At 69.5% G+C, this 24,021-nt stretch carries 22 protein-coding genes; 9 read left to right on the forward strand and 13 right to left on the reverse strand.

Annotation, left to right across the window (positions count from 1 at the left end):
- Positions 1-214: 214 nt before the first annotated feature.
- Positions 215-664 (reverse strand): MerR family transcriptional regulator, encoded by a 450-nt coding sequence (locus ACOJTB_RS13160; protein WP_420102976.1) that lies wholly within the window; start codon positions 662-664, stop codon positions 215-217.
- Positions 665-1,016: 352 nt separating this feature from the next.
- Here ACOJTB_RS13160 and ACOJTB_RS13165 point away from each other — a divergent pair, with 352 nt between their 5' ends.
- The 3 genes from ACOJTB_RS13165 (at position 1,017) to ACOJTB_RS13175 (ending at position 6,266) form a co-directional block, all read left to right on the forward strand.
- Positions 1,017-4,382, forward strand: coding sequence for an SEL1-like repeat protein (locus ACOJTB_RS13165; protein ID WP_420102977.1), 3,366 nt, complete (start codon positions 1,017-1,019; stop codon positions 4,380-4,382).
- 196 nt (positions 4,383-4,578) lie between these two features.
- The gene (locus ACOJTB_RS13170; RefSeq protein WP_420102978.1) at positions 4,579-5,508 is read left to right on the forward strand and encodes a sulfite exporter TauE/SafE family protein; all 930 of its coding nucleotides are present in this window, start codon (positions 4,579-4,581) and stop codon (positions 5,506-5,508) included.
- A complete protein-coding gene (locus ACOJTB_RS13175; protein ID WP_420102979.1) occupies positions 5,505-6,266 on the forward strand; it encodes a TIGR02186 family protein in 762 nt (253 codons plus the stop codon). Before ACOJTB_RS13170 ends, ACOJTB_RS13175 begins: the two co-directional genes overlap by 4 nt.
- Here the strand turns inward: ACOJTB_RS13175 and ACOJTB_RS13180 are convergent, their stop codons facing one another.
- Positions 6,267-7,505 carry a molybdopterin molybdotransferase MoeA gene (locus ACOJTB_RS13180; protein WP_420103013.1) on the reverse strand — a complete coding sequence of 413 codons (1,239 nt, stop codon included), beginning with the start codon at positions 7,503-7,505 and terminating at the stop codon, positions 6,267-6,269.
- A 26-nt stretch (positions 7,506-7,531) separates the two neighbouring features.
- Here ACOJTB_RS13180 and ACOJTB_RS13185 point away from each other — a divergent pair, with 26 nt between their 5' ends.
- Both ACOJTB_RS13185 and ACOJTB_RS13190 read left to right on the forward strand, forming a co-directional pair.
- On the forward strand, positions 7,532-7,885 hold the full coding sequence (locus tag ACOJTB_RS13185) for a sulfurtransferase TusA family protein (RefSeq protein WP_420102980.1): 354 nt from the start codon (positions 7,532-7,534) through the stop codon (positions 7,883-7,885).
- Entirely contained in the window at positions 7,882-9,000 is a 1,119-nt protein-coding gene (locus tag ACOJTB_RS13190) for an Mrp/NBP35 family ATP-binding protein (RefSeq protein ID WP_420102981.1), read from the forward strand. The genes ACOJTB_RS13185 and ACOJTB_RS13190 overlap by 4 nt, the downstream gene beginning before the upstream one ends.
- Here ACOJTB_RS13190 and mobA read toward each other — a convergent pair.
- The gene (gene mobA / locus ACOJTB_RS13195; protein WP_420102982.1) at positions 8,990-9,619 is read right to left on the reverse strand and encodes a molybdenum cofactor guanylyltransferase MobA; all 630 of its coding nucleotides are present in this window, start codon (positions 9,617-9,619) and stop codon (positions 8,990-8,992) included. The two genes, ACOJTB_RS13190 and mobA, sit on opposite strands and share 11 nt — an antisense overlap.
- Before the next feature lie 9 nt (positions 9,620-9,628).
- Positions 9,629-10,144 carry a DUF2478 domain-containing protein gene (locus ACOJTB_RS13200; RefSeq protein WP_420102983.1) on the reverse strand — a complete coding sequence of 172 codons (516 nt, stop codon included), beginning with the start codon at positions 10,142-10,144 and terminating at the stop codon, positions 9,629-9,631.
- A 176-nt stretch (positions 10,145-10,320) separates the two neighbouring features.
- Here ACOJTB_RS13200 and ACOJTB_RS13205 point away from each other — a divergent pair, with 176 nt between their 5' ends.
- The gene (locus tag ACOJTB_RS13205) at positions 10,321-11,580 is read left to right on the forward strand and encodes a peptide ABC transporter permease (RefSeq protein WP_420102984.1); all 1,260 of its coding nucleotides are present in this window, start codon (positions 10,321-10,323) and stop codon (positions 11,578-11,580) included.
- 104 nt (positions 11,581-11,684) lie between these two features.
- Here the strand turns inward: ACOJTB_RS13205 and argE are convergent, their stop codons facing one another.
- Positions 11,685-12,830: an acetylornithine deacetylase gene (argE, locus tag ACOJTB_RS13210; protein WP_420103014.1), complete on the reverse strand. Its 1,146-nt coding sequence runs from the start codon at positions 12,828-12,830 to the stop codon at positions 11,685-11,687.
- Positions 12,831-13,015: 185 nt separating this feature from the next.
- Between argE and ACOJTB_RS13215 the strand changes: the two genes are divergently transcribed.
- Positions 13,016-13,984, forward strand: a complete 969-nt coding sequence (locus ACOJTB_RS13215; RefSeq protein ID WP_420102985.1) for a threonine ammonia-lyase — start codon at positions 13,016-13,018, stop codon at positions 13,982-13,984.
- Between the two features lie 163 nt (positions 13,985-14,147).
- Here ACOJTB_RS13215 and ACOJTB_RS13220 read toward each other — a convergent pair whose 3' ends face one another.
- Entirely contained in the window at positions 14,148-14,462 is a 315-nt protein-coding gene (locus ACOJTB_RS13220) for a hypothetical protein (RefSeq protein ID WP_420102986.1), read from the reverse strand.
- Between the two features lie 450 nt (positions 14,463-14,912).
- Here ACOJTB_RS13220 and ACOJTB_RS13225 point away from each other — a divergent pair, with 450 nt between their 5' ends.
- Both ACOJTB_RS13225 and ACOJTB_RS13230 read left to right on the forward strand, forming a co-directional pair.
- Entirely contained in the window at positions 14,913-16,088 is a 1,176-nt protein-coding gene (locus tag ACOJTB_RS13225) for a M20 aminoacylase family protein (protein WP_420102987.1), read from the forward strand.
- 11 nt (positions 16,089-16,099) lie between these two features.
- Positions 16,100-17,206 carry an NAD(P)/FAD-dependent oxidoreductase gene (locus tag ACOJTB_RS13230; RefSeq protein ID WP_420102988.1) on the forward strand — a complete coding sequence of 369 codons (1,107 nt, stop codon included), beginning with the start codon at positions 16,100-16,102 and terminating at the stop codon, positions 17,204-17,206.
- Positions 17,207-17,248: 42 nt separating this feature from the next.
- Here ACOJTB_RS13230 and eda read toward each other — a convergent pair whose 3' ends face one another.
- The 7 genes from eda to ACOJTB_RS13265 all read right to left on the reverse strand — a co-directional run bounded on the left by eda (position 17,249) and on the right by ACOJTB_RS13265 (position 23,883).
- Complete coding sequence (gene eda / locus ACOJTB_RS13235; RefSeq protein ID WP_420102989.1) at positions 17,249-17,893, reverse strand: bifunctional 4-hydroxy-2-oxoglutarate aldolase/2-dehydro-3-deoxy-phosphogluconate aldolase; 645 nt, start codon at positions 17,891-17,893, stop codon at positions 17,249-17,251.
- 42 nt (positions 17,894-17,935) lie between these two features.
- On the reverse strand, positions 17,936-18,634 hold the full coding sequence (locus ACOJTB_RS13240; protein ID WP_420102990.1) for a 6-phosphogluconolactonase: 699 nt from the start codon (positions 18,632-18,634) through the stop codon (positions 17,936-17,938).
- On the reverse strand, positions 18,634-20,136 hold the full coding sequence (zwf, locus tag ACOJTB_RS13245; protein ID WP_420102991.1) for a glucose-6-phosphate dehydrogenase: 1,503 nt from the start codon (positions 20,134-20,136) through the stop codon (positions 18,634-18,636). The genes ACOJTB_RS13240 and zwf overlap by 1 nt, the downstream gene beginning before the upstream one ends.
- A 138-nt stretch (positions 20,137-20,274) precedes the next feature.
- The gene (locus ACOJTB_RS13250) at positions 20,275-21,027 is read right to left on the reverse strand and encodes an ABC transporter ATP-binding protein (protein ID WP_420102992.1); all 753 of its coding nucleotides are present in this window, start codon (positions 21,025-21,027) and stop codon (positions 20,275-20,277) included.
- 14 nt (positions 21,028-21,041) lie between these two features.
- Positions 21,042-21,896 carry an ABC transporter ATP-binding protein gene (locus tag ACOJTB_RS13255; RefSeq protein WP_420102993.1) on the reverse strand — a complete coding sequence of 285 codons (855 nt, stop codon included), beginning with the start codon at positions 21,894-21,896 and terminating at the stop codon, positions 21,042-21,044.
- A 17-nt stretch (positions 21,897-21,913) separates the two neighbouring features.
- Complete coding sequence (nikC, locus tag ACOJTB_RS13260) at positions 21,914-22,825, reverse strand: nickel transporter permease (protein ID WP_420102994.1); 912 nt, start codon at positions 22,823-22,825, stop codon at positions 21,914-21,916.
- An 11-nt stretch (positions 22,826-22,836) separates the two neighbouring features.
- Positions 22,837-23,883 carry an ABC transporter permease gene (locus ACOJTB_RS13265; protein WP_420102995.1) on the reverse strand — a complete coding sequence of 349 codons (1,047 nt, stop codon included), beginning with the start codon at positions 23,881-23,883 and terminating at the stop codon, positions 22,837-22,839.
- Between the last annotated feature and the right edge of the window lie 138 nt (positions 23,884-24,021).

Raw genomic sequence — 24,021 nt, forward strand, 5'->3', positions numbered from 1 at the left:
CTGTTGGCCCGCGGCCCCACGCGACCGGGCGGGTCGGGGGTATGCCGGCTCTTGATAGTTCACATATAAACTATTCTGCTGCGACTGCGCAAGGCCACATCCTGGGAAAGCGCCGGACCCTGCCGCGGCGGCCGCGCCACAGGATGGCCCCGGCGCCAAGAAAAAAGCCCCGGCACGGACCGGGGCTTCCTGGATAAGCGGTGCGCGGGCGGCCTCAGGCGGAAGGCACCTGAGACAGCGAGGCTTCCAGCTCGGCGATGGCATCGTCGATCTCGCTACGCTGGCTCCGGAGCAGTTCGAGCTGCTCCATGATCTGCTCGCGCGTGAGATGAAGCCCGCCGACGGAGGCCGCAGGCTTGCCCGTGCCGCTCTTCTTTTCTTCGCTTGCGAGCATCGCGCGGATCTCGACGAGGGTGAAGCCGAGCTGCTTGCCCTTGAGGATCAGCGCCAGGCGCGCCCGATCGCGGGCGGAGTAGATCCGCGTCATCCCCGAACGGGCGGGGGTGATCAGACCCCGGGATTCGTAGAAGCGCAGGGTGCGCAGGGTCACGCCGAAATCGCGGGCGAGGTCGCTGATCGTGAAGCCACCCTCCTCGTCGGACGGATCGTGAGAACGGGCTTCAATACTCGAAGAACCCGCCAGAGCGGAGCTGTGGCGCGACATGCGGCGGTCAATCCCTGAAAAACACAGCCTCCCGCCCTGCTTCGGGCGAGACGGCGGAGGTGCCCGCAAGCTAGGCATCTCTTTCCGGCGTCGTCAGGTAATGCCCCGGCATGGGGGGTAAGTTACGGTTATCTGCCCCAGTCCGGCACGGTCTGGACCCCATCTGCTTTGCGGCAAATTAACGAAGCGGCCAATTTCTTAACCTGCTGTTTACCATACCGGCCAAATGTCGCTCCTGTGGTCCGGCCGTCCTCAGCCGGTTACGATTCCTTCAGGAGTCGCCGGATCACGCGGATCGGCAGACGAGGGACTGCCTCCGCTTGCAAGAGGTCCCCTCAGGCGAGCAGGAACAATGGCGAACAGCTTGCCCTGGAGCGTCAAGGGTGTGGACCCGAGAACGCGGGACGCGGCCAAGGCTGCGGCGCGCCGCGCCGGTATGACGCTCGGCGAATGGCTCGACACCAAGATTCGCGACGAGGCGGCCGAGGATCTCGCCGCTGCTCCCGCGCCGGAACAGCTCGACATCGCCGCTTTGTCCCAGCGGCTGGCGAAGCTCTCGGGCAGCCCGATGGACACCGCCTCCGCCCCTGCCCCCGAGCCGCTGCGCGCCGATCCGCGCCAGATCGAAAGCCTGCTTCGGCAGGCCGAACGCACCGAGAAGCTCACGCGCGGACAGGGCCAGCGTACCGCCGACGCGCTCGATTCCATCACCCGCTGGATCGAGCGCACCGAGACGCGGCTCGCCAGCGGCGAGCGGGCGGTCGCCGAACGCCAGGAGCGCGCGACCAGCCTCATCGCCGAGGCGATCAAGACGATGGGCGAGCGTATCGCCGATGTGGAGCGCCGCTCCGCCGAGCCGCGGCTCGAAGCGGCGATTCGCGCCCAGGCCTCGCCGCGCCTCGCCTTCAGCCGCGAAGGGCTGAAGGCCGCCGTCACCGATATCCGCACGCGCCAGCAGGTTCTCGACGGAGCGACCGAAAGCGCCGCGCGCCCGTCCTCGAATGCGCAGGAGCGTATCGCGGCGCTGCGCAGCGATCTGCGCGAGCTGGGCGCCCGGCTCGGGACCGAGAGCGCCCGCCCCGCTTCCCTCCCGGTTCAGCCGGCGCCGCAGCCGCCCGCGAATGACGGCTTGCTCAAGGCGATCGAGAGCCGGATCAACGCCCTCGGCGAAAGGCTCGAGCGGCTGGACCGGCGCGACCATTTCGAGCCGGTGCTGAAGCCGCTCGCCCGCATCGAGGCCGAGGTCGCAAGGCTGTCGCAGGATCGCGGCGGCGAGGCCTATCAGCGCTTCGAGCTGGAGATCGCGCATCTGGCGGCGAAGATCGACGCTCTGGCCCAGCGCGGCGACAGCGCGGCCCTGGCGCCGCTGCTGCGCGACATGGCCGAGCTGCGCGAGATCGCCACCGCAGGCGCGCAGGACGGGCGACTGGAGGAACTCTCCGGCCAGATCGGCACGCTGCATTTCGAGGTCGCCCGGCTGCGCGAGGGGCAGCCAGATCCGCGCGAGCTGCGCAACCTCTCCTCGGCGATCGACGACATGCGCAGCGTGGTGCTCGCCGGCCAGTCGCGCGACGTGCTGTCGGCGCCGCTGGCGGATCTGGGCATGCGGCTGGACGGTTTCGCCCGCAAGCTCGACACCATCGCCAAGCACCGGCCCGACGAGTATATCGACGGCCGCATCGACGCGCTGCAGGCGCGCCTCGACCGCATGGCGGAAGAAGGCCCGGCGGCCATCGCCCGGCAGATCGACAAGCTGGCGGAACGGATCGACGGGCTCGCAGCATCGAACCGCCTGACCCGGATGGTGGGGGAGGATGCCGGCGCGGTCGATCTCGGCCCGATCGAAGCGATGCTCCAGAAGCTCGCCGACAAGATCGACGAAGCCGGCTCGCCCGGCGCAGGCAGCGACTCCTTCGAGGCGCTGGAACAGCAGATCTCGGGCCTCGCGGCCCGGCTCGACGAGGCGGCGGCCACCCGCCAGAGCGAAAGCGGCATCGAGCGGACGCTTCAGGACCTGGTGGTGCATCTGCGCTCCATGCGCGAGGAGAGCGCCGCGGAGCGGGCCGCGCTCGTCCAGGCCAGCACCAAGGCGCCCGATCGCGGCATCGCCGAATTGTCGACCCTCGTCACGGGGCTGCGCGACACGCAGGTCTCCACCGAGCGGCAGACGCAGGACACGCTGGGAGCCGTCCACCACACGCTCGAGGCGATCATGGGCCGGCTGGCCAGCCTCGAGGACGAGCTGGTGGCCGAAAGGCGCGCCGCGCGCGAGCCGGCGCCGTCTCCCGCCCCGATCATGGCCCCGCCGGCCCCGGAGCCTGCGGCCAAGCCGGCGATGGCGGCACAGATGCGCGTCCAGGCCGGGCTCGTCGCCACGGCCGAGGATCGCGCCCCGATCGCGGTCCCGCCCGCCGCCCAGGGCCGCATCGAGCCCAGCCTCGACCTGCAGGACAACGCCTTCGACCTGCCGCTCGAACCCGGCTCCGGCCGACCGCGCCCCGAAAGCCCGGTTGCAGCGGCGCAGGATGCGCAGTCGATCCGCCAGAGCCTGATCGCGGCGGCGCGCCGCTCGGCCAAGGCGGCGAGCGAAGCGGCCGCGACGCCGGCCGCCGCGCCCGAGCAGGCCGCCAAGACGCCGGGCAAGCTCGGCGAGATCATGGCCAAGCGCAAGCGGCCGCTGCTGCTGGCGCTCGCGGCCGTGATCCTGGCCATGGGCACCGCCCATGTCGTCACCGGCGCACTGCGTGGCGATGCGGCGAAGACCGCCCATAACGGCACGCCGGCCGCGACCAGCGACGCAGAGACGGGCGAGAAGGCCATTCCGGCGCCCGCGCCCGCCGCGCCGCGCAAGGACCAGTCCTCCCTCGCGCCGACCGCGCCGGAGACGCAGGCCGCCGCGAGCCTGCCGGCCGACCCGGCCTTGGCCGCGCCGCCGGCGACGATCGCCACGGCGGAGCCGATCCCGGCACAGTTGGAGCCCCCCGCCTCGGCGCCGGCCGCCGATGTGGTTCAGCCGGTCAGCGGCCTCGGCGAGCTTCCGGCCGGGCTCGGCAGCCCCGGCCTGCGCAAGGCCGCGCAGGAGGGCGATGCCCGCGCCGTCTACGAACTGGCGAGCCGGGCCGCCGATGGCCCCGCCGGCCAGCGCGATCCCAAGGCGGCGCTGCGGCTGTTCGAGCGGGCGGCCGTCGCCGGCCTCGCCCCGGCCCAGTTCCGCATCGGCAACATGTTCGAAAAGGGCATCGGCACGCAGCGCGACCTGTCGCTCGCCCGCGTCTGGTACGAGCGCGCGGCCGAGCGCGGCAACGCTAAGGCGATGCACAACCTCGCCGTGCTCTATGCGGAAGGGGCCGCCGGCAAGCCGGATTACGCCACCGCCAACCAGTGGTTCGCGAAGGCGGCCGAGCTCGGCGTGCGCGACAGCCAGTACAATCTGGCGGTGCTGCTCGGGCGCGGTCTCGGCGCGCCGCTGGATCTGGGCCAGTCCTATCTCTGGTTCTCGCTGGCCGCGAGCCAGGGCGACGAGGATGCGGCCAAGAAGCGCGACGAGGTCTCGCAGCGGCTGAAGCCCGAGGAACTCGCCGCGGCCAAGGCCCGCACCGCGAGCTGGCGACCGCGGACGATCGACGCCGCCGCCAACGAGGTCGCGCCGCCGGCCCGGGGCTGGGACGCGACGCCGACCGCCGCCACCGCCAAGCCGGCCAAGCCGGCGCGCAGCTGAGCCTCGTTTCAGCCGCGCCATGTTGACGTCCGTGGATAAAGGATGGCCTTCTGGGGCGGCGCCGCTTCCCGAGGGGAGCGTCGGCGCGCCGGATCGCCACCGACATATCCGTCATGAGACTTTGCCTTAACCCGGGCGCCTGATCCGGGACCGTCGGTGGCGGCAGAGGCCGCATCACCGAGCCAGAGGGGACGCCGTGCAGATCTACCTGCCGATCGCCGAGCTGCCGATCAGCGTGCTGATGGTGCTGGGGCTGAGCGGCGCGGTGGGCTTCATCTCCGGCCTGTTCGGCGTCGGCGGCGGCTTCCTGCTGACGCCCTTCCTGATCTTCCTGGATATTCCCCCGGCGGTCGCGGTCGCGACCGTGGCGGCGCAGGTCGCCGGCTCCTCGACCACGGGCGTCCTCACCTATTTCCGGCGCCGCGCGCTCGATCTCAAGCTCGGCGGGGTTCTGGTCGCGGGCGGCATCGTCGGCACCGTGCTGGGCGTGCTGTTCTTCAACGCCATGCGCAGGCTCGGCCAGCTGGAGCTGGTGATCACCCTCTCCTATGTCACGCTGTTCTCGGTGATCGGCGGGCTGATGCTCTATGACGCGCTGCGCGCGATGATGCGGGTCCGAGCCGGCCGGCCGGCGCGGCTGAAGCGCAAGGGCGGCACGCATCCCTGGTGGATGGGCCTGCCTTTGCGCCAGCGCTTCCAGCGTTCGGGCCTGTATTGCAGCGTCCTGCCGATCGCGCTGCTCGCCACCGTGATCGGCTTCATCGGGGCGGTGCTGGGCGTCGGCGGCGGCTTCATCCTGGTGCCGGCGCTGATCTATTTCTTCCGCATTCCGCCCGCCGTGGTGGTCGGCACCTCGCTCTTCCAGATCCTGGTGACGATGACGGGCGCCACGATTCTGCACGCCGTCACCAACCAATCGGTCGACATCATTCTGGCGACGCTGTTGCTGGTCGGCGGGGTCGTCGGGGCGCAGTTCGGCGGGCGGGCGGCGCGCAATCTCAATGTCGAATCCTTCCGGCTGCTGCTGGCGCTGCTCATCCTCTCGGTCGGCCTGCGTTTCGCGATCGAGCTGCTGATCCCGCCGACCGAGCCCTTCTCGGTGGTCGTGCCGGAGAGCGCGCGATGAGGGGCCTTCTCGCCTTCGCCTTGCTCGCGCTCGCCGCCGCGGCTCCGGCCCGGGCGGAGACGCTGGTGGCGGCGATGTCCAGCCACCAGATCCAGATCACCTCCAACTATACCGGGAGCCAGTTGACCGTTTTCGGGCTGGTGGAACGGGACGGGCGCAGCGGCTCGCGCGCCGAACCGCACGACATCGTCGTCACCGTGCGCGGCCCGCGCCGCATGCTGCTGGTGCGCGAGAAGGAGAGCATCGGCCCGGTCTGGATCAATCGAACGCAGCGGCGCTTCCCGGAGAGTCCCGTCTTCCTGTTCGTGGCCAGCAACCGCCCGATCGCCGAGATGATGAGCCCGGCCATGGCCGAGCGCGAGCGCGTCGGCCTCGCCAATGCCGAGCGCACCCCGCAAGCCTGGTTCGACGACGCGGTGACGGCGCGCTTCCGCGACAGTCTCGTGCGGATCATGCAGGGCAAGGGGCTCTACGATTATCGCGAGCGGGGCGTCACCTTTCTCTCCAGCGCCCTCTTCAGCGCGCCGGTGGACGTGCCCGCCACTGCCCCGACAGGGACCTATACGGTCGATGTCGTTCTCTATGCCGGAGGCGTGCCGCTGGCGCGGCAGCAGACGCATTTCGAGGTGATCAAGACCGGCGCGGAGCAGCGCCTCGCCTCCGCCGCCTATGACTGGCCGCTGTTCTACGGGCTGGCGACCGTGCTGATGGCGCTGTTCCTGGGATGGGGCGCGAGCGTGATCTTCCGGCGGGATTGATCAGGACAAGCCGGCATAGGTCAGGAAGGGCTGGAAGCTGCCCTCCTCCACCTCGCCCAACTGCTCGACGAGCTCCACCAGCCCGTCCGACTGGGCGAGCGAGACCAGCGAGCCGGCGCCGAAGCCGGGATGGCGGCGGGCGATCAGGCCGCCATCGGCGGCGGGTTCGAGCGAAACGCGCAGGAACTCGCGCCGGCCCGGCTGCTTGCGGTAGCCGAAGCCCAGCCTCACCGGCAGGCGCTGCGGGGAATGGAACTCTGCGCCCGCCAGCCGCGCGAGGAGCGGGCGCGCCAGAAAGGCGAAGGTGACGAACACCGCGACCGGATTGCCCGGCAGGCCGAGAAAGGGCGTCGGCCCGATCCGGCCGACCGCGACGGGCTTGCCCGGTTTGATCGCGATGCGCCAGAGATCGAGCGCGCCGAGCGCCGCCACCACCGCCCTGACATGATCCTCCTCGCCCACGGAGACACCGCCCGAGGTGAGAACGAGGTCGCAATCGCCCGCCGCCTGAGCGAGCCGGGCCGACAGGCTGGCGCGGTCGTCACGCAGAATGCCGAGATCGACCGGCTCGGCACCGGCCCGCAGCAGCAGCGCGCGGAGCATCGCCCGGTTCGCGTCATGGATCGCGGCGGGGCCCAAGGTGCCGCCGGGCTCGGCCAGCTCGTCCCCGGTCGAGAACAGGGCCACGCGCGGGCGGCGCAGCACCTCGACCCCCGTGAGGCCGAGCGCTGCCAGCAGGCCGATATCCTGCGGCCGCAGCCGGTGGCCGGCCTCCAGCACCCGGGCGCCGATCGCGATATCCTCCCCCGCCGGGCGGATATGCGCGCCGAGGCGCTGGCCGGGCGGGATGAGCACGCGCTCGGCCTCGCGCCGCACCTCCTCCTGCATCACCAGCGTGTCGGCTCCCTCCGGGACCGGCGCACCGGTGAAGATGCGGATGGCGCCCGCCTGCCTCAGGGGCGCAGCCGGCTGGCCTGCGGCGACGCGGCCGAGAACGGGAAGGTCGGTGACCGCGTCGCGGCGCAGATCGGCATGGCGAAGCGCGTAGCCGTCGACGGCGGCGTTGGCGAAGCGCGGCAGGGCGGCAGGGGCGCCCAGCGGCCGGGCCAGCACCCGGCCATCGGCCTCGGCGAGGCCGATCAGGCGGCTCTCGGCCACGGGCGAGACCAGGCGCGCGGCGCGTGCCCCCGCTTGCTCGATCGTCAGCAGCGGCTCGCCCGCACCCCTTAGCCGCGCCATGGCGCCATCGCCCTTCGCCTCACCCGATGTCCTCACGCCCTTCCCTCTTCGGCGCGGGAGGCGGGGCGGTCAAGCGCCGCATCGCCGGCGGGTTGCCGGTGGCGCGAGGAGCGGCCTATGAACGGGGGATGGAGACGATCCCGCTCGATCTGCGTGGCCTGAAATGCCCGCTGCCGGTGCTGCATGTCCGCAAGGCGCTGCAGGCGGCTGCAGCCGGTAGCCTGTTCGTCGTCCGCTGCACCGACCCGATGGCCGCGATCGACCTGCCCCATCTGCTGCGCGAAACCGGCGACGGGCTGGAGCGGCAGAGCGAGGAGGACGGCACGCTGGTCTTCCACATCCGCAAGGCGGCCGGGCCGCGAGAGGAGCTGCCGAGGTGAGCCTGTCCCAAGCCGATATCCTGCGTGCGCTGGAACTGGTGAAGCTGCCCGCCAGCGGGCAGTCGCTCGCCGCCTCGGGGCGGGTGGCGAACATCCTGATCGACGGCGGCAAGGTGATCTTCGCCATCGGCATCGACGCCACGGAGGCACAGGCGATGGAGCCGGTGCGCAAGGCGGCCGAGAGCGCGGTCGGCGGCCTGCCGGGCGTCTCGCAGGTGCTTGTCGGGCTCACGGCCGACAAGCCGGCGCCCTCGGCCGGGATGCAGGCGCGCCAGCAGGCGCAGCGACCGGCACCGGGCGGCGCCCCGCCCAAGCCGGCCGGCGTGCCGGGGGTGAAGCAGATCATCGCCGTCGCGAGCGGCAAGGGCGGCGTCGGCAAATCCACGACCGCCGCCAATCTCGCGCTGGGGCTGGCGACGCTCGGCCTCAAGGTCGGCGTGCTCGATTCGGATATCTATGGCCCGTCCATGCCGAAGATCTTCGGGGTCGGTGGCCGGCCGCAGGTCGTCTCCGGGCGGACACTGGCGCCGATGGAGGCCCATGGGCTGAAGCTCATGTCGATCGGCTTTCTGGTCGATGAAGAGACGCCGATGATCTGGCGCGGGCCGATGGTGATCTCAGCGATCACCCAGATGCTGCGCGAAGTCGCCTGGGGCGAGCTCGACGTGCTCGTCGTCGACATGCCGCCGGGCACCGGCGACGCGCAGCTGACCATGGCCCAGCAGGTGCCGCTGGCGGGCGCCGTCATCGTTTCGACGCCGCAGGACCTCGCGCTGCTCGATGCGCGGCGGGGCGTCGCCATGTTCCGCAAGGTCGCGGTGCCGATCCTCGGGCTGGTCGAAAATATGAGCTATTTCATCTGTCCGGAATGCGGCCACCGCTCCGACATCGTCGCCCATGGCGGCGCAAGGCACGAGGCGGAGCGGCTCGGCATCCCCTTCCTCGGTGAAATCCCGCTCGCCATGCCGATCCGCGAGACCTCGGATGGCGGCCGGCCGATCGTCGCCAGCGATCCGGGAAGCGCGCATGCCAAGGCCTATGTCGCGCTGGCGCGGCAGGTGCAGGCGGCGCGGGGCGGGGCGACGCGGCCGGCGCCGCGCATCGTCATCGAATAGGGTCAGCGGCCACCAGCATCGCCTCGGCCCTCGCGCGGTCCTCTGGCGTGTTGATGTTGAAGAAGGGGTCGCGCGGCTGCGCCGGCCATGGCACCTCCGCCACGCCGAAGCGGTCGGTGACCGCACGCAGGCGCCGCTCGCCAGCCTCCAGCCGATCGCGCAGCGCCTGGCGGATGGAGACCGGCCAGAGTCCGATCGCATGATGCCGCTGATCGCCGGAGGCGGCGCAGGCCAGAGGCGTGCCGGCCTCGCCCCGCGCTGCGTGCAGCCTCGCGACCAGATCCGGCGGCAGGAAGGGCGTATCCGCGGCGGCGGTCACCAGCCATTCCGTGGCCGGCCGGTGCGCGGCGAGCCAGTCCAGCCCTGTCAGAACGCCGGCGAGAGGGCCGGCATGGTCGGGGATGGAGTCGGGAACGATCGGCAGAGCGAAATCCGCCATGCGGGCGGGGTCGCCATTGGCGTTGAGAAGGAGTTCGGCGCATTGCGGCGCCAGGCGCGCGGCCACATGCGCCAGAAGCGGCCGGCCGCCGAGAGGCAGCAGCGCCTTGTCGCCGCCGCCCATGCGGCGGGACAGGCCACCTGCCAGAATGAGCCCGATCGTCTGCGGCTGGGCAGTCATGGCTCCGCGTCACGCCGCCCGGGCGAGCATCGCCAGGGCCCAATGCTCGACCGCATCCTCCTGCGCCGACAATTGCGCCCAGTCGTCGCCGGCGAAATCGCGCCAGGCCGGCAGGAACTCCTGGCGGACCGGGACCAGCAGCGGCACCCCGGCCAGAACCGTGCGCGCGATCTCGTCGCGAAGCCCCTCGCCCATCGCCTCCTGCTTGCCGAAGCGGTTGACCAGCACCAGATCGACCCTGCCCGAAAGAGCACCCGCGAAGGCCGCCGTCGCGGCGGCCAGACCGGTGGCATCGAGCCGGCAGCCGCGCGCCGCCGCTCCGAGATCCTGGCTGATCGGAAAGCGGCGGCCATCCGCCAGATCCTCCAGCGACATCGCCATGCAGCGATCAGCCGCTTCCGGATCATTGTGCTGGACGACGCCGCCGAGGCGCAGACCCGCTTGGCGCAGCCGCGGCACCAGACGCTGGACGAAGTCGTCGATCCCGAAACCGGCCCGATAGGGGATGATGGCGAGAGCGTGCATGGCGTCTCATCTCACGCGCGGGCGACGCGCGCCAGACCCTAAGCCCCGTCATCCGGCGTGGCGAAATGCCCACAGTGTTGCCCGCCCCCTACAGTCGCGCGTCCGGAGCGCCGCTAATCTGGCGCAGGCTGGATCCCGCAGGCGCGGTGCCTTCGGCCTCGCAGCAGCCGGACCGCATGAACCGCTCTCACCCGCCCGCCCCGCTCGACCCCGCCCTCGATGCCGCGATGCTGCTGCGGCGCATCGGCTTCGGCGCGCTGGCGCTCGCCCTGCCGCTGGTCGCCCTGCTGTCGCGCCGCGCGGCGGTACTGCTGGTGCCGATCGCCATCGTGCTGCTGGTCATCGCCGCCCTGATCGAGGAGCCGGGCCGCTTTCTGCGCATCCTGCGCGACGAGGTGCTCAGCCGCCCGGGGCTGATCCTCATCGGCCTCGTGGGCTGGGCCTTCCTCTCGCTGGTGTGGAGCCCCTATCCGTCCGGCGGCTTCGAGAAGGCGACGAACATGACAATCGCGGTCGCGCTCGGCTTTCTCGGCTTGTCGGCGCTGCCGGAGCGCATGCGCTCCTCCAACCTCAACCTCGTCTCGCTCGGCAACGGCCTGGCGGCGCTCGTCGCGCTCGGGCTCATCATCTTCGCGCTGGTCCGCAGCACCGAGCCGCCCCCGGCAGCCGTGGAACGCGGCGTCTCGATCGTGCTGATCATGGCCTGGCCGGCGCTGGCCTGGCTGCTCTCGCGCGAGCGGGGCCTCAGCGCGCTGGGCCTGGCCTTCGTCATCACCCTGCTCGCTCTGACCCGCTTCGACGACGGCGAGACCATCCCGATGATCTTCGGCGCGGTCGCCTTCGGCGCCGTCACGGCCAGCCGAGCCGATGCCACGCGCGTCATCGCGGCGATCGCGGCCGGGCTGATGCTGCTGGCGCCGCTGCTGCCCTTCCTGCTGGCGCCGCTGATCACGGCCCTGCCAAACAATGATTCCGATCTCGCCCAGGCCATGTGGATCTGGGCCGACGTCATCCGCCAGTCGCCGATCGAGCTGATCACGGGCCACGGCCTCGACACGGTGCTGCGCGGGCGGATGAGCGGGGCGCTGCCGCCGGCGGCGCCGAGTTCGCTGCTGTTCGAGACCTGGTACGAACTCGGGCTTGTGGGCGCCTGCGCCGCCGCCGCCGGACTCTATTTCGCGATTCGCGCCGCCGGCCGCATGGCGGGCGCGCTCGCGGCGGGCGGCGTCGCGGCCTTCACCACGGCCTTCGCGCTGGGCGCGCTCGGCTTCGGCCCGCTGCTGCCCTGGTGGCTGATGACGCTCACCGCGGTGATCCTGATGTTCGGCGCGGTCGCGCGCGGGCAATACCGCACCGACCGGCCGGCGGTGCCGTTGCGCATGCGTGCCGCGAGCCCGATCCGTCCCAAGGCGGGCCGGCCGCCAAGCGCGGCCTGAGCTTTCGAGCCGCTGCGAGCGCCCTGATTGTCAGGGATCATCGACCGTCATCCCGGGCTTGCCCCGGGATGACAGCGAGGTTTCGCGCGCGGCGCCGTCCTGCCTCAGCGTGACAGGTCGGCGATCAGGTTGCGGATGAAGGCCGTGCCGGCGTCCAGCTGCGCGATGGCGATGAACTCGTCGGGCTGGTGGGCCTGCGCAATATCGCCGGGGCCGCAGACGACGGTCGACCAGCCCGCGCGCTGGAACAGCCCGCCCTCGGTGCCATAGGCCACGACATGGCGGCCATTGTCGCCGGTAAGGCGCCGGCACAGGGCTTCCGCCTGCCCGTCCTCCTCCGGACCCATCGCCGGCGTGTCGGAGGTGACCTCGAAATCGATTCCGGTCTCAGGCGCGATCGCCCTCATCCAGGTCTCGACCTCGGCGAGCTTCGCCCGGTAGCGGGCGACATAGTCCTCCTGCAGCTCGCCGGGAATGCAGCGGACCTCATGGGTGAAACTGCAATGCTCGGCGGCGATGTTCACCGCCGTGCCGCCCTCGACCACGCCGACATGGAGGGTCGAGTAAGGCGGCTCGAAGCCATTCGTCGCGGGGGTGGAGGCCTTGTTCGCCGCCATGGTCTCGTTGTGCCAGTGCATCAGCTCCGCGGCGACCATCACCGCCGAAACTCCGACATCGATGCGGCTGGAATGGACGGCGTGACCGCGCACGGTGGTGCGCATCCTCAAGCCTCCCTTGTGGCCGGTCACGACCTTCATCATCGAGGGCTCGCCGACGATGACGGCAGAAGGGGCGAGCCCGTCCTTCGCCATCGCCTCGATCATCACCCGCGCACCGCGGCAGCCGACCTCCTCGTCATAGGAGAGCGCGATGTGAACAGGCCGCTTCAGCGGTGCGGCGAGCATCTGCGGCACCAAAGCCAGAGCGATCGCGTCGAAACCCTTCATGTCGCAGGTGCCGCGTCCATAAAGTTTGCCGTCACGCTCGGTCAGCGTCCAGGGATCGGAGGACCAGGCCTGGCCGGCGACCGGTACCACATCGGTGTGGCCGGAGAGCACGACGCCGCCGGCCGCGGCCGGGCCGATCGTGGCGTAGAGATTGGCCTTCTCGCCATCCGGGCTCGGCGCCAGCCGGCTCTCCACCCCGAGGCTGGCGAGATAGTCCCGGCAGAAATGAATGAGGTCGAGATTGCTGCGCTGCGACTCGGTGTTGAACGAGACGAGCTTGGCCAGCATCTCCCGGGGCGTCATGGTCACGAGGTGTTCTCCCAAATGCCGGTCACAGGCGAATTTCGTGCCGCAGGCTAGGCCGTCCCGGTCATTCCCGACAAGCCGTCGCCGGCACATATGCTTGACGCGCGGGTCTTCTGCTTGACGCGTGGGTCTTCGCCGCGCTCTCGTGCAGGCCGCAAGTGCCTCTCAGGAAAATCTCGCCCATGTCGTTCGACGTCACGCTCGCCGATGTCCAGGCGGCCGCCACCCGCATCGCCGGCAAGGTCAGGCGCACGCCGACCTTCCACAGCGCCGGCCTCTCCGCGCGGCTTGGGGTCGAGACCTGGGTCAAGGTCGAGGCGCTGCAGCTCGGCGGCTCGTTCAAGGTGCGCGGCTGCTTCAACCGGCTGATGGGGCTGAGCGAGGCGGAGCTCAAGCGCGGCGTGGTCACTGTCTCGGGCGGCAACCATGCGATCGCGCTGTCACTGGTGGCGCGCAGCCTCGGGGCGCGGGCGCTGGTGCTGATGCCCAAGGCGACGCCGGAGCTCAATATCGCGCTGACCCGGCAGATGGGCGGCGAGGTCGAGCTCTGCGAGGATTCGGTCGAGGCCTTCGCCAAGGCCGATGACCATGCCCGGCAGGGCATGGTCCATGTCCATTCCTATGACGACCCGGCGATCATCGCCGGCCACGGCACGCTGGGCCTCGAGCTGGCGACGGATGCCGGCGGCCGGCTCGACCATGTCTTCATCTCGATTGGCGGCGGCGGCTTTTCGGCCGGTGTGGGCGCGGCGCTGAAGGGCCTCGATCCCGCCATCCGCATCCATGGCGTCGAAACCGAAGGCGCGACGACGATGACGCAGGCGCTGGAGGCCGGGAAGCCGGTCTCGATCAGGCCGACCTCGATCGCCCGCACGCTCGGCGCGCCCTTCGCCACCGAGCGGACGATGGCGGCGGCGCGGCAGTTCCTGGAAGAGATCGTCGTCGTTCCGGATGCCGAGGCCGTCGCCGAGATCGTCTGGACGCTGCAGAACGGGCGCGTCCTTCTGGAGCCCGCCGCCGCCTGCGTGGTCGCGGCGGCACTGCGGCGCAAAGAGATGTTCAGGCCCGGAGAACGCATCTGCCTCGTGCTGTGCGGCTCGAATGTCGCGCTCGACGACATCACGCGCTGGCGCGCGGAATACGGGGTTTAACCCGACGTCATCCCGCTCTGGCGGCCGGCGGCGAGCCATCGGGTCTTGCCTTGGCAAGCCCAAGGACAGGCTCCCCGAAGCGAACCAGGAGCGGCGGAGTTTGACGTCCCCCCTGGATTGCTTCGGTGGCGCTCGCAATGACGGTTGAGCGAGGCTGCGCGGATCAGCGACCGTTGCGTGCAAGCCGCGTGTAGTGCCGGCGCTGATAGGCCTTGGCGTAGCGCGTGCCGCGTTTGTGGCCGTGCCAGGAGGCCTCGCGGGTGCCGACATCGGCATGGACGAGGCCATTGGAGTAAGTCCCCACGCCGCCGACCGTCTCGATCGCGCGGGCGGCGGCCGCGGCCTTGCGGGGCGTCGTTTCGAGGGGGCGGAAGTCGATGGCGCGGCCGGCGTAATGCTGGGAATGACGGGCATGGCGGCCGCCGCAGGTGGAGGTGATTTCGATCGGGCCGATCTTCGCGATGAGCGCCGTGATCATCGCCAGCGTCTCGGGCTTGAGGCAGTTCAGATTCTTGACCTGAGGCTGAAAGGAAATCTTGTCGAGGGGAACGTCTGCAAGGGCCAGCCTAGGCAAGAACAGCAACGCACACGCAAGCAACAACGATCGATGCATCATAATCCAGACTTGAAGGGGAGATGTGAGTGATCACAGGCGGCGCCGAGCGTCCTGCCTGATCGGAGAGGCGGCTTGGCTATTGGCTGGTCGTGACCAAATCATGGCTGTGTCGGGATTTGGCTTCTGCGGAACCCTTCTGCCGCGTGTTAAGATTTCGTTCAGGAAATCTCTGACGCGACGCGATCGGCCCGCCATGCCATGCGTGGCCATCGCCCCGGCGCTCCCGGCTTGGACATCGGGGCTCCGCCTGCGCTAGCTTTCCGCGACGGTGCCCGCCTTCCGACGTGAACCGACATCATCTCAGAGGATCAAATGCCCAAGACCGACATCATCGCGGCGCTGACCCCGGAAATCACCGCGATCCGCCGCGACATCCACCGCCATCCCGAGCTGATGTACGAGGTGCATCGCACCGCCGGCCTCGTCGCCGACAAGCTGCGCGAATGGGGCGTCGACGAGGTCGTGACCGGCATCGGCCAGACCGGTGTGGTCGGCGTGATCAAGGGCAGGAATGCCGCCTCGGGCAAGGTTATCGGCCTGCGCGCCGATATGGACGCCTTGCCGATCCACGAGGAGACCAATCTCGAGCATCGCTCGACCATTCCCGGCAAGATGCATGCCTGCGGCCATGACGGCCACACCGCCATGCTGCTCGGCGCCGCCAAATACCTCACCGAGACGCGCGATTTCGACGGCACCGCCGTGCTGATCTTCCAGCCGGCAGAAGAGGGCGGCGCCGGCGCCAAGGCGATGATCGATGACGGGCTGATCACCCGCTTCGGCATCCAAGAGGTCTATGGCATGCACAACAAGCCGGGCGTGCCCGTCGGCCAGTTCGAAATCACCAAGGGGCCGGCCATGGCCGCGGCCGACCGCATCCATATCAAGATCGAGGGCAAGGGCGGCCACGCCGCCGCGCCGCACAACTCCAACGATCCGATCGTCGCCTGCTGCGCGCTGGTGAGCGCCTTGCAGACGGTGGCGTCGCGCAACGTCAATCCGCTGGATTCGATGGTCGTCTCGGTCACCGCGCTCAATGCCGGCGAGGCCTTCAACGTCATTCCGCAGACCGCCGAGATCAAGGGCACCGTGCGCACGCTGACGCCTGAGACCCGCGCGATCGCGCAAAAGCGCATCACCGCGATCGTGGAGGGGGTGATGAAGGCCTTCGACATGAAGTACGAGCTCGAATACCATCTCGGCTATCCGGTGACCTTCAACCACCATGGCCAGACGGACTTCGCGACCAGCGTGACGAAGGAGACCTTCGGCTCGGACGCGATCACGACCGATATTCCGCCGACGATGGGCTCGGAGGATTTCTCCTACATGCTGGAGGAGCGGCCCGGCTCGTTCATCAATATCGGCAACGGCGACTCCGCCGGTCTTCACCACCCCGCCTATGAGTTCAACGACGCGGTGATCCCCGTGGGCGTGAAATACTGGGCGAGCCTGATCGAGATCGCCATGCCGCAGCGCGCGGCCTGAAACCTGCCGCGATGAGCGATATCGATTGCCTGGTGATCGGGGCCGGCGTCGTCGGCCTCGCGGTTGCGCGCGAACTCGCTCTCGCCGGGCGCGAGGTCGTCATCGCGGAAGCGGCCGACGGCATCGGCACCCAGACCTCGGCCCGCAACTCCGAGGTCATCCATGCCGGGATCTACTATCCGCCCGGCTCGCTGAAGGCGCGGGTCTGCGTGGAGGGGCGCAAGCTCCTCTATGCCTATCTCCGTGAGCGCGGCCTGCCGCACAAGGCCTGCGGCAAGCTGATCGTCGCCACCTCCGAAAGCCAGAAGCCGGCGCTGGAGACGATCATGGCCCGCGCGCAGGCTTCGGGCGTCGATACGCTGCGCTGGCTCTCCAGCACCGAGGCGAAAGCGATGGAGCCGGAGGTGCGCTGCGAGATCGCGCTGCTCTCGCCCGAGACCGGGGTGGTGGACAGCCATGCGCTGATGCTCTCCCTGCTCGGCGAATGCGAGGCGGCCGGCGGCTCGCTCGCGCTCAACACACCGATCACCGGCTGGCGGCGGGACGGCGACGGGTTCGCGGTCGATTTCGGCGGCGAGGATCCGGCGACCTATACGGTGCGCACGGTGGTCAATTCGGCGGGGCATGGCGCGCCGAAACTGCTCGGCCTGCTCGAAGGTTTTCCGGTTGAGCATGTGCCGGTGCAGCATTACGCCAAGGGCAACTACTTCGCCCTGACCGGGCGCCAGCCCTTCTCCCATCTGGTCTACCCGGTGCCGGAAGCCGCGGGACTCGGCATCCATGCCACCATCGACATGGGCGGTCGGGTGAAGTTCGGGCCCGATGTCCAATGGGTGGAGAACGACCAGGACCTGATCGTCGATCCCGCGCGCGCGGACAAGTTCTACGCCGCCATCAGGACATACTGGCCGGCGCTGCCAGATGGCGCGCTCGTCGCCGACTATGCCGGCATCCGACCGAAGCTCCATGGGCCGACAGAGCCGATGCCGGATTTTCGCATCGACGGGCCGGCCGTGCATGGCGTGCCGGGGCTGGTCAATCTCCTGGGGATCGAAAGCCCAGGGCTGACCAGTTCGCTGGCGATTGCGGGGCTGGTGCGGGAGACGCTGGCGGCCTGACCGCCCCCGTCATTGCGAGCGCAGCGAATGACGTAAAAGACTTCAGCCCCTCACCTTGGCGAAAGCCTCCTTCGCCTCGCGGGCCAGCGCCGTGATGCGGGTCCAGTCGCCGGCGGCGATGGCGTCGGCGGGGACGAACCAGGAGCCGCCGACGCAAATCACCTGCGGCAGAGCCAGATAATCGCCGATGTTCTTCAGCCCGACGCCGCCAGTGGGGCAGAAGCTCATCTGCGGGAAGGGTCCCGACAGCGCCTTCAGCGCGGGGGGACCGCCGGCCTGCTCGGCGGGGAAGAACTTCGCGATGGTGCGGCCGGCCGCGACCGCGCGCATGCAGTCGGACGCAGTGGCGACGCCCGGCAGCCAGAGCAGGCCCGCCTTGCGCAGCGCCTCGTCGACCGATTCCGAAAAGCCAGGAGAGACCACCGCCTGAGCACCGGCATCCTTGACCTGCTGCGCCTGCGCCGGCGTCACCACCGTGCCGGCGACCGCCAGCGCCTTCGGCACCGATTTCGCGATGGCGGCGAGCGCCTCCATGGCAGCGGGGCGGCGCAGGGTCACCTCGACGACGTCGATGCCACCTTCGACCAGCGCATGGGCCAGATCGACGGCCCGCGAGGCATCCTCGATGACCACCACGGGGATGACGCCGCAGGATTTGAGGCGGGCGATCGCGGTGGCTTCATCCATCTGAACGGTCTTTCAATCGATTGAGCGGGTCCGGCGAGCGGTCTACGCCTTCGCCCAATAGACGTCGAGCCCTTGCGCGCGGCCCAGCAGCAGATCGACCGGCAGCGGCCTCGCACGTTGCGGCGCCTCCGCGATCACCGCCTCCTTCACCGCCCCTGAGATCAGCAGGCTCGCCCAGCCGGCCCCGGTCAGGCGCGCAGGCGAGAGGGACAGGCGCGGCGGCAGGCCCGGCGGGCGGGCAACGACGATGCCGCTGTCCGGCACGGCCGTGAAGCTCGCTTCAGCCCCGGGGAAGAGCGAAGCGACATGGCCGTCGCCGCCCATACCGCTCACCACGAGATCGAGCGGCGGCAGTTCCGCCAGTTGCGCCGAGAGCACGGCGGCGGCCGCCTCGATATCGCTGCCATGGCCGTGGAAGGAGAGGAAACGCACTTGGCCCCGCGCCAGCGGCGCGAATTGCTCCCGCAGCATCCGCTCGTTCGAAGCCGGATCATCGGGCGCGACGAAACGCTCGTCGGTCGGCAGCAGCGTCACCTGCTCCCAGGGCAGATCGCGCCGGCCGAGATCGGCGAGGAAGCGGGCGGGGGTCGTGCCGCCGGGCACGACGAGGCTCGCCTGCCCCTTCTGTGCGAGCAGGGCGCCGAGGCGCACGGACACGGATTCCGCCAGCGCCTCGGAGGCATCGGACAGGGTGGCGAAGCGATGCCAGGCGAGCGGGCCGGGGGCGATGGTCGATGGCATCAGACGAGATCCGGATCGGCCCAGGAGCGGCCGTCGCGTTCGATCAGCCCGATCGCCTGAGACGGCCCCCAGGAGCCGGCGGCGTAACGATGGGGATGGGGCGCGTAATCCTCCCAGCCCTTGATGATCGGATCGACCCAGGCCCAGGCCTGCTCGACCTCGTCGCGATGCATGAACAGGGTCTGGTCGCCGCGAATGACATCGGTCAGCAGGCGCTCATAGGCGTCCGGGGTGCGCTCGTCGAAGGCGGTGGAGTAGCGCAGATCGAGCTGGCGCGGCACGATCTTGAGGCGGCCCGAGCCCGGCACCTTCATCATCAGCTGCAGTTGCACGCCGTCATTGGGCTGGAGGCGGATGAAAAGGCGGTTGGCGTCGAGCCTGTCGCCGCCGCCATTGCCGAAGATCGAATGCGGCACCGGCTTGAAGGTGACGACGATCTCCGAATAGCGCTGCGCCATGCGCTTGCCGGTGCGGATATAGATCGGCACCCCGGCCCAGCGCCAGCTATCCAGCTCGCAGCGGATGGCGACGAACGTCTCGGTGTTGGAGGCGCGGCCGAGCTCCTCGGCATAGCCCTTGACGCGCTGGCCGTCGCTCTGGCCCGGCCCATACTGGCCGCGCACGGTGTAGCGCTGGACATCGGGGCCGACGATCGGCCGCAGCGCCTTCAGCACCTTGATCTTCTCGTCGCGCACGGCGCCGGCCTCGATCATGTTCGGGGGCTCGATGGCGAAGAGGGTGAGCAGCTGCATGATGTGGTTCTGCACCATGTCGCGCATATGCCCGGCCTTGTCGTAATAGCCGGCGCGGCTTTCCAGCCCCACCGTCTCGGCCACCGTGATCTGGACATGGTCGATGTCGCGGCTCGACCAGGAGCGCTCGAACAGGGTGTTGGCGAAGCGCAGGACCAGCAGGTTCTGCACCGTCTCTTTCCCGAGGTAATGGTCGATGCGGTAGGTCGCGCTCTCTGGGAAGATGTTCGCCACCGCGTCGTTGATCTCGCGGGCGGAAGCGAGATCGCGCCCCAGCGGCTTTTCGAGGATCACGCGCGAGGTCGGGGTGCGAATCTCGGCCTTGGCGAGGTTCTCGCAGATCGGAATGAAGAGATCGGGAGGGGTGGAGAGATAGAAGGAGCGTACCCGCTCGGACTCGCCCAGCGCGCTCTTCAGCGCTCCATAGGTCTCGGGCTTCAGCGCATCGAGGAGAACCATGGTGAGACGCTTGAGGAAGGAGGTCACATCCTCCTTCGGAATGCCCTCCTCCTGCAGGCGCTTGGCGATTTGCTTCGGCAGCCCCTCGACATCCTCCTGCTTGCGCACGACGGCGAGGATACGGCTCTCTTCCGGCAGGACGCCCTCGCGGTTGCGCTGGCCGAGGGCGGGAAAGAGCTTGCGCATGGCAAGGTCGCCGCCGGCGCCGAAGATCACCAGATCGAAGGGCGGGACAGGCGTGCGCTCCGGTACGGTTTCGGGGCGAAGCTCACGATCGACGGCGGCATTCATGAGGATTGAAACTCCCGACAGCCAAGCTTGTTCGCATCAGCGAAAGGCTGCCTGGACATTGGGACTGTTCGGCTGGAATGCAAAGGGGGGCGCTGGCGGTGATCGCAACGACCATGAGCGAGACTGCTGCCCCACCCGTCAGCCCGCGCGGCGGAAACCCTCGCTCGCCGTCAGCAATTGCTGGGCATAGGCCGTCTGCGGCTGGCGGGCCGCGAGCGCGGCGACGTCCATCTCCTCGACGCAGCGGCCGAACTGCATGACCATCAGCCGCTCGCACATGTGCCCGACCACAGCGAGGTCGTGGCTGACGAGAATGTAGGTCAGCTTGCGCTCCTTGCGGATGGCCGAGAGCAGGTTCAGCACCTCCGCCTGGATCGAGACGTCGAGCGCGGATGTCGGCTCGTCCAGCAGCAGGATCGAGGGCTCCAGCACCAAAGCGCGGGCGATGGCGACGCGCTGGCGCTGGCCGCCCGACAACTGATGCGGGAAGCGGAAGCGGAAGGAGGCCGGCAGGCCGACATCCGACAGCGTGCGGCCGATGCGCGCCTGCGCATCGCCGATGCCATGGATGGCGAGCGGCTCGGCCAGCGCGTCGTCCACCGTCTTCTTGGGGTGGAGCGAACCGTAGGGATCCTGGAAGACCATCTGCACGGCGCGGTGGAAGGCCTTGTCGCGATGCTTCGGCTGGGCCTTGCCCTCGATTCCGACCTGCCCGCTCCACTCGTGATTGAGCCCGGACAGCACGCGCAGCACGGTGGATTTGCCCGAGCCGGATTCGCCGACGAGGCCATAGCTCTCGCCGGGCCTCACCGCGAAGGACAGATCTTTCACGACATGGGAATCGCCGAAGGAGACGTTGAGCTTATCGACGGAAATCGCAGGGTTCGTCATGCCAGCCGGATCCGTCATGCCAGCCACGCCGGGTCGCGGGTGAGCGTGGAAAGCTTGGCCTGCGGGTGGTCGAGATCCGGCAGGCAGCCGAGCAGGCCGCGGGTGTAGGGGTGGCGGCGCTCGCGCGCGGAGGGGTCGGCCAGTTCCGCGGCGGGCAGCGTCTCCATCACCTTGCCGCCATACATCACGATGACGCGGTCGCAGAAGGACTGCACCAGATGCAGGTCGTGGCTGATGAAGATCAGCCCCATCCCGCGTTCGGAGACGAGCTCATCGAGGATCTTGAGGATCTGGAGCTGCACGGTGACGTCGAGCGCCGAGGTCGGCTCATCGGCGATCAGGATCTCCGGCTCGGCGATCAGCATCATTGCGATCATCACCCGCTGGCCCATTCCGCCCGAGACCTCGTGCGGGTAGAGGCCGTAGACGCGGGCGGGCTCGCGGATTTGCACCGCCTCCAGCATGGCGAGGCTGCGCTCGCGCGCCTCGCGGGCGCCGGCTTTGGCGTGGATGCGATAGGCCTCCGCGATCTGGTCGCCCACGGTCTTGACCGGGTTGAGCGAGTATTTGGGGTCCTGCATCACCATGGAGATATGCCGGCCGCGAAGCTTGCGGCGCTCGGTGCGGTCCATGGCGAGAAGGTCGCGGCCGCGGAAGGTCATGCGGTCCGCGCCGACGACACCGGGATGCGGGATGAGGTCGAGGATGGCGCGGCCGGTCATCGACTTGCCCGAGCCGGATTCGCCGACGATGCCGAGCCGCTCGCGGCCCAGCGTGAAGGAAAGCCCGCGCACGGCATGGACGATGCCGGTCGGGGTGTGGAAATCGACCGTGAGGTTCTCGACCTCGAGAAGCGGCTGGTCGGTCATGGGCTTGTCCGCCTGCATCACCTTGCGTCCATCACGTCGCGCAGGCCATCGCCCAGCAGGTTGAAGCCGAGCGCAACGACGCAGATGGCGAGGCCGGGGAAGGTCGCGACCCACCACTGGTCGAAGATCTGCTCGCGGCCGGCCGAAATCATCGCGCCCCATTCCGGGATCGGCGGCTGGGCGCCGAGGCCGAGGAAGCCGAGGCCCGCGGCGGTGAGGATGATGCCGGCCATGTCGAAGGTGGTCCGCACGATCAGCGAGGGCATGCACATCGGCACGACATGGCGCCAGACGATGCGCCATTGCGAGGCGCCCTGCAGCCGCACGGCCGAGATGTAATCGGCATTGCGGATCACCAGCGTCTCGGCCCGGGCGACGCGGGCATAGGGCGGCCAGGCGGTGAAGGCGATCGCGATGACGGCGTTCTCCAGCCCCGGCCCGAGCGCGGCGACGAAGGCCAGCGCCAGCACGAGGCGCGGGAAGGCCAGGAAGACGTCGGTGATGCGCATCAGCACGGTGTCGACCCAACCGCCGAGATAGCCGGCGGCGCAGCCGATCAGCAGGCCGATGGGGCCGACCGTGATCACGACCAGGAGAACGATGACCAGCGTGACGCGGGTGCCGTAGACGACGCGGCTGAAGATGTCGCGGCCGAGCGCATCGGTGCCGAACCAGTTGAGGCCGGAGGGGGGCCTCAGCCGGTCGCCGAGCGATTGCGCCAGCGGATCATAGGGCGCGATCAGCGGGGCGAAGGCGGCGATGAGCAGCAGCGCCACCACGATGGCGAGGCCCGCCAGCGCCGCCGGATTGCGCCGCAAGGCCAGCCATTGCCGGTAGAGCTGGCCGAGCCGGGCCTGCCGGCGCGAGAGCGGCTCGCTGGTGATCAGCCAGTCATGCCAGCCGCCGCTCTTCAGGGAGGTGTCGGTCATGCTCGCCTCCCTCAGCGCGCGCGCGGATCGGCCAGGCGGCCGATGATATCGGATAGCAGGTTGATGCCGATGAAGACGGCGCCGACCAGAAGCGTGCCGCCGAGAACGGCGTTCATGTCGGCGTTCAGCAGCGAATTCGTCAGATAGCGACCGAGGCCGGGCCAGGCGAAGATCGTCTCGGTCAGCACCGAGCCTTCGAGCAGGTGCATGTAGGACAGCGCGATCACCGTCACCAGCGGAACCACCGCATTGCGCAAGGCGTGGCCCCAGACGACGCGGAATTCGGAGACGCCCTTCACCCTCGCGGCGATGACATATTGCTGCTGCAGCTCGTTGATCATGAAGCTGCGGGTCATGCGGCTGATATAGGCCACCGACAGGATGCCGAGCACCGAGGCCGGCAGGACGAGATGCGAGAAGGCATCGCGGAAGGCGTCCCATTCGCCCTGCAGCGCCGCATCGATCAGCACGATGCCGGTGATCGGGTCGAACAGATCCTGATAGGCGACGCCGACGCGCCCCGGCCCAGCCACCCAGCCGAGCTTGGCATAGAACAGCAGCAGCCCCATCAGGCCGAGCCAGAAGACAGGGATGGAATAGCCGAACAGGCCGACGATTCGGGCGAGCTGGTCCGGCCAGCGGCCCTGATGCGTCGCGGCAAACACGCCGAAGGGCACACCGATGATCACGCCGATCAGCGTGCCGAGCGTCGCCAGCTCGAGCGTGGCGGGGAAGACGGTGCGCAGATCGTCGATGACGAGGTTGGAGGTCAGCACCGAGCGGCCGAGATCGCCGGTGAAGACCTTGCCGATATAGATCGCGAACTGCATCCAGAGCGGCTTGTCGAGGCCGAGGTCGAGCCGCGCCTTCTCATAGACATCGGCCGGAGCGCGATCGCCCACCACGGCGAGCACGGGATCGATCGGCATGACGCGGGCGATGAAAAAGGTGACCAGCAGCAGGCCGAAGATGGTGATCGCGACGGTCGTCAGCTCGCGTCCGGCCAGCCGCCCCCACCGGGCGCCCTGCCCCACCCAACTCGTCGACGCTGCTGCCATGCTACCAACCGATTGAAGAAACGCCGTCCGCCGGCGGTGCGCGGCCTTGCGGCTTGCCGGGCCATGTGGCCCGCCGGCTCCTGCCGCGCCGGCGTTCGCCGGGGGCCGGGGGCGGCCGCACGGGTGGAGCGCCGGCGG

This window comes from Allobosea sp. (assembly GCF_048595345.1).
Lineage (GTDB): Bacteria > Pseudomonadota > Alphaproteobacteria > Rhizobiales > Beijerinckiaceae > Allobosea.

Excerpts from the sequence above, each read along its gene's own strand:
- argE (WP_420103014.1), bottom strand. The coding sequence starts at position 12,830 with ATGACGCCCCGGGAGATGCTGGCCAAGCTCGTCTCGTTCAACACCGAG.
- ACOJTB_RS13240 (WP_420102990.1), bottom strand. The coding sequence starts at position 18,634 with ATGCCATCGACCATCGCCCCCGGCCCGCTCGCCTGGCATCGCTTCGCC.
- ACOJTB_RS13160 (WP_420102976.1), bottom strand. The coding sequence starts at position 664 with ATGTCGCGCCACAGCTCCGCTCTGGCGGGTTCTTCGAGTATTGAAGCC.
- ACOJTB_RS13255 (WP_420102993.1), bottom strand. The coding sequence starts at position 21,896 with ATGACCGACCAGCCGCTTCTCGAGGTCGAGAACCTCACGGTCGATTTC.
- ACOJTB_RS13180 (WP_420103013.1), bottom strand. The coding sequence starts at position 7,505 with ATGGCGCGGCTAAGGGGTGCGGGCGAGCCGCTGCTGACGATCGAGCAA.
- ACOJTB_RS13230 (WP_420102988.1), top strand. The coding sequence starts at position 16,100 with ATGAGCGATATCGATTGCCTGGTGATCGGGGCCGGCGTCGTCGGCCTC.
- ACOJTB_RS13175 (WP_420102979.1), top strand. The coding sequence starts at position 5,505 with ATGAGGGGCCTTCTCGCCTTCGCCTTGCTCGCGCTCGCCGCCGCGGCT.
- ACOJTB_RS13185 (WP_420102980.1), top strand. The coding sequence starts at position 7,532 with ATGTCCTCACGCCCTTCCCTCTTCGGCGCGGGAGGCGGGGCGGTCAAG.
- ACOJTB_RS13200 (WP_420102983.1), bottom strand. The coding sequence starts at position 10,144 with ATGCACGCTCTCGCCATCATCCCCTATCGGGCCGGTTTCGGGATCGAC.
- eda (WP_420102989.1), bottom strand. The coding sequence starts at position 17,893 with ATGGATGAAGCCACCGCGATCGCCCGCCTCAAATCCTGCGGCGTCATC.
- ACOJTB_RS13165 (WP_420102977.1), top strand. The coding sequence starts at position 1,017 with ATGGCGAACAGCTTGCCCTGGAGCGTCAAGGGTGTGGACCCGAGAACG.
- ACOJTB_RS13215 (WP_420102985.1), top strand. The coding sequence starts at position 13,016 with ATGTCGTTCGACGTCACGCTCGCCGATGTCCAGGCGGCCGCCACCCGC.
- ACOJTB_RS13225 (WP_420102987.1), top strand. The coding sequence starts at position 14,913 with ATGCCCAAGACCGACATCATCGCGGCGCTGACCCCGGAAATCACCGCG.
- ACOJTB_RS13220 (WP_420102986.1), bottom strand. The coding sequence starts at position 14,462 with ATGATCACGGCGCTCATCGCGAAGATCGGCCCGATCGAAATCACCTCC.
- zwf (WP_420102991.1), bottom strand. The coding sequence starts at position 20,136 with ATGAATGCCGCCGTCGATCGTGAGCTTCGCCCCGAAACCGTACCGGAG.
- nikC (WP_420102994.1), bottom strand. The coding sequence starts at position 22,825 with ATGACCGACACCTCCCTGAAGAGCGGCGGCTGGCATGACTGGCTGATC.
- mobA (WP_420102982.1), bottom strand. The coding sequence starts at position 9,619 with ATGACTGCCCAGCCGCAGACGATCGGGCTCATTCTGGCAGGTGGCCTG.
- ACOJTB_RS13205 (WP_420102984.1), top strand. The coding sequence starts at position 10,321 with ATGAACCGCTCTCACCCGCCCGCCCCGCTCGACCCCGCCCTCGATGCC.
- ACOJTB_RS13250 (WP_420102992.1), bottom strand. The coding sequence starts at position 21,027 with ATGACGAACCCTGCGATTTCCGTCGATAAGCTCAACGTCTCCTTCGGC.
- ACOJTB_RS13265 (WP_420102995.1), bottom strand. The coding sequence starts at position 23,883 with ATGGCAGCAGCGTCGACGAGTTGGGTGGGGCAGGGCGCCCGGTGGGGG.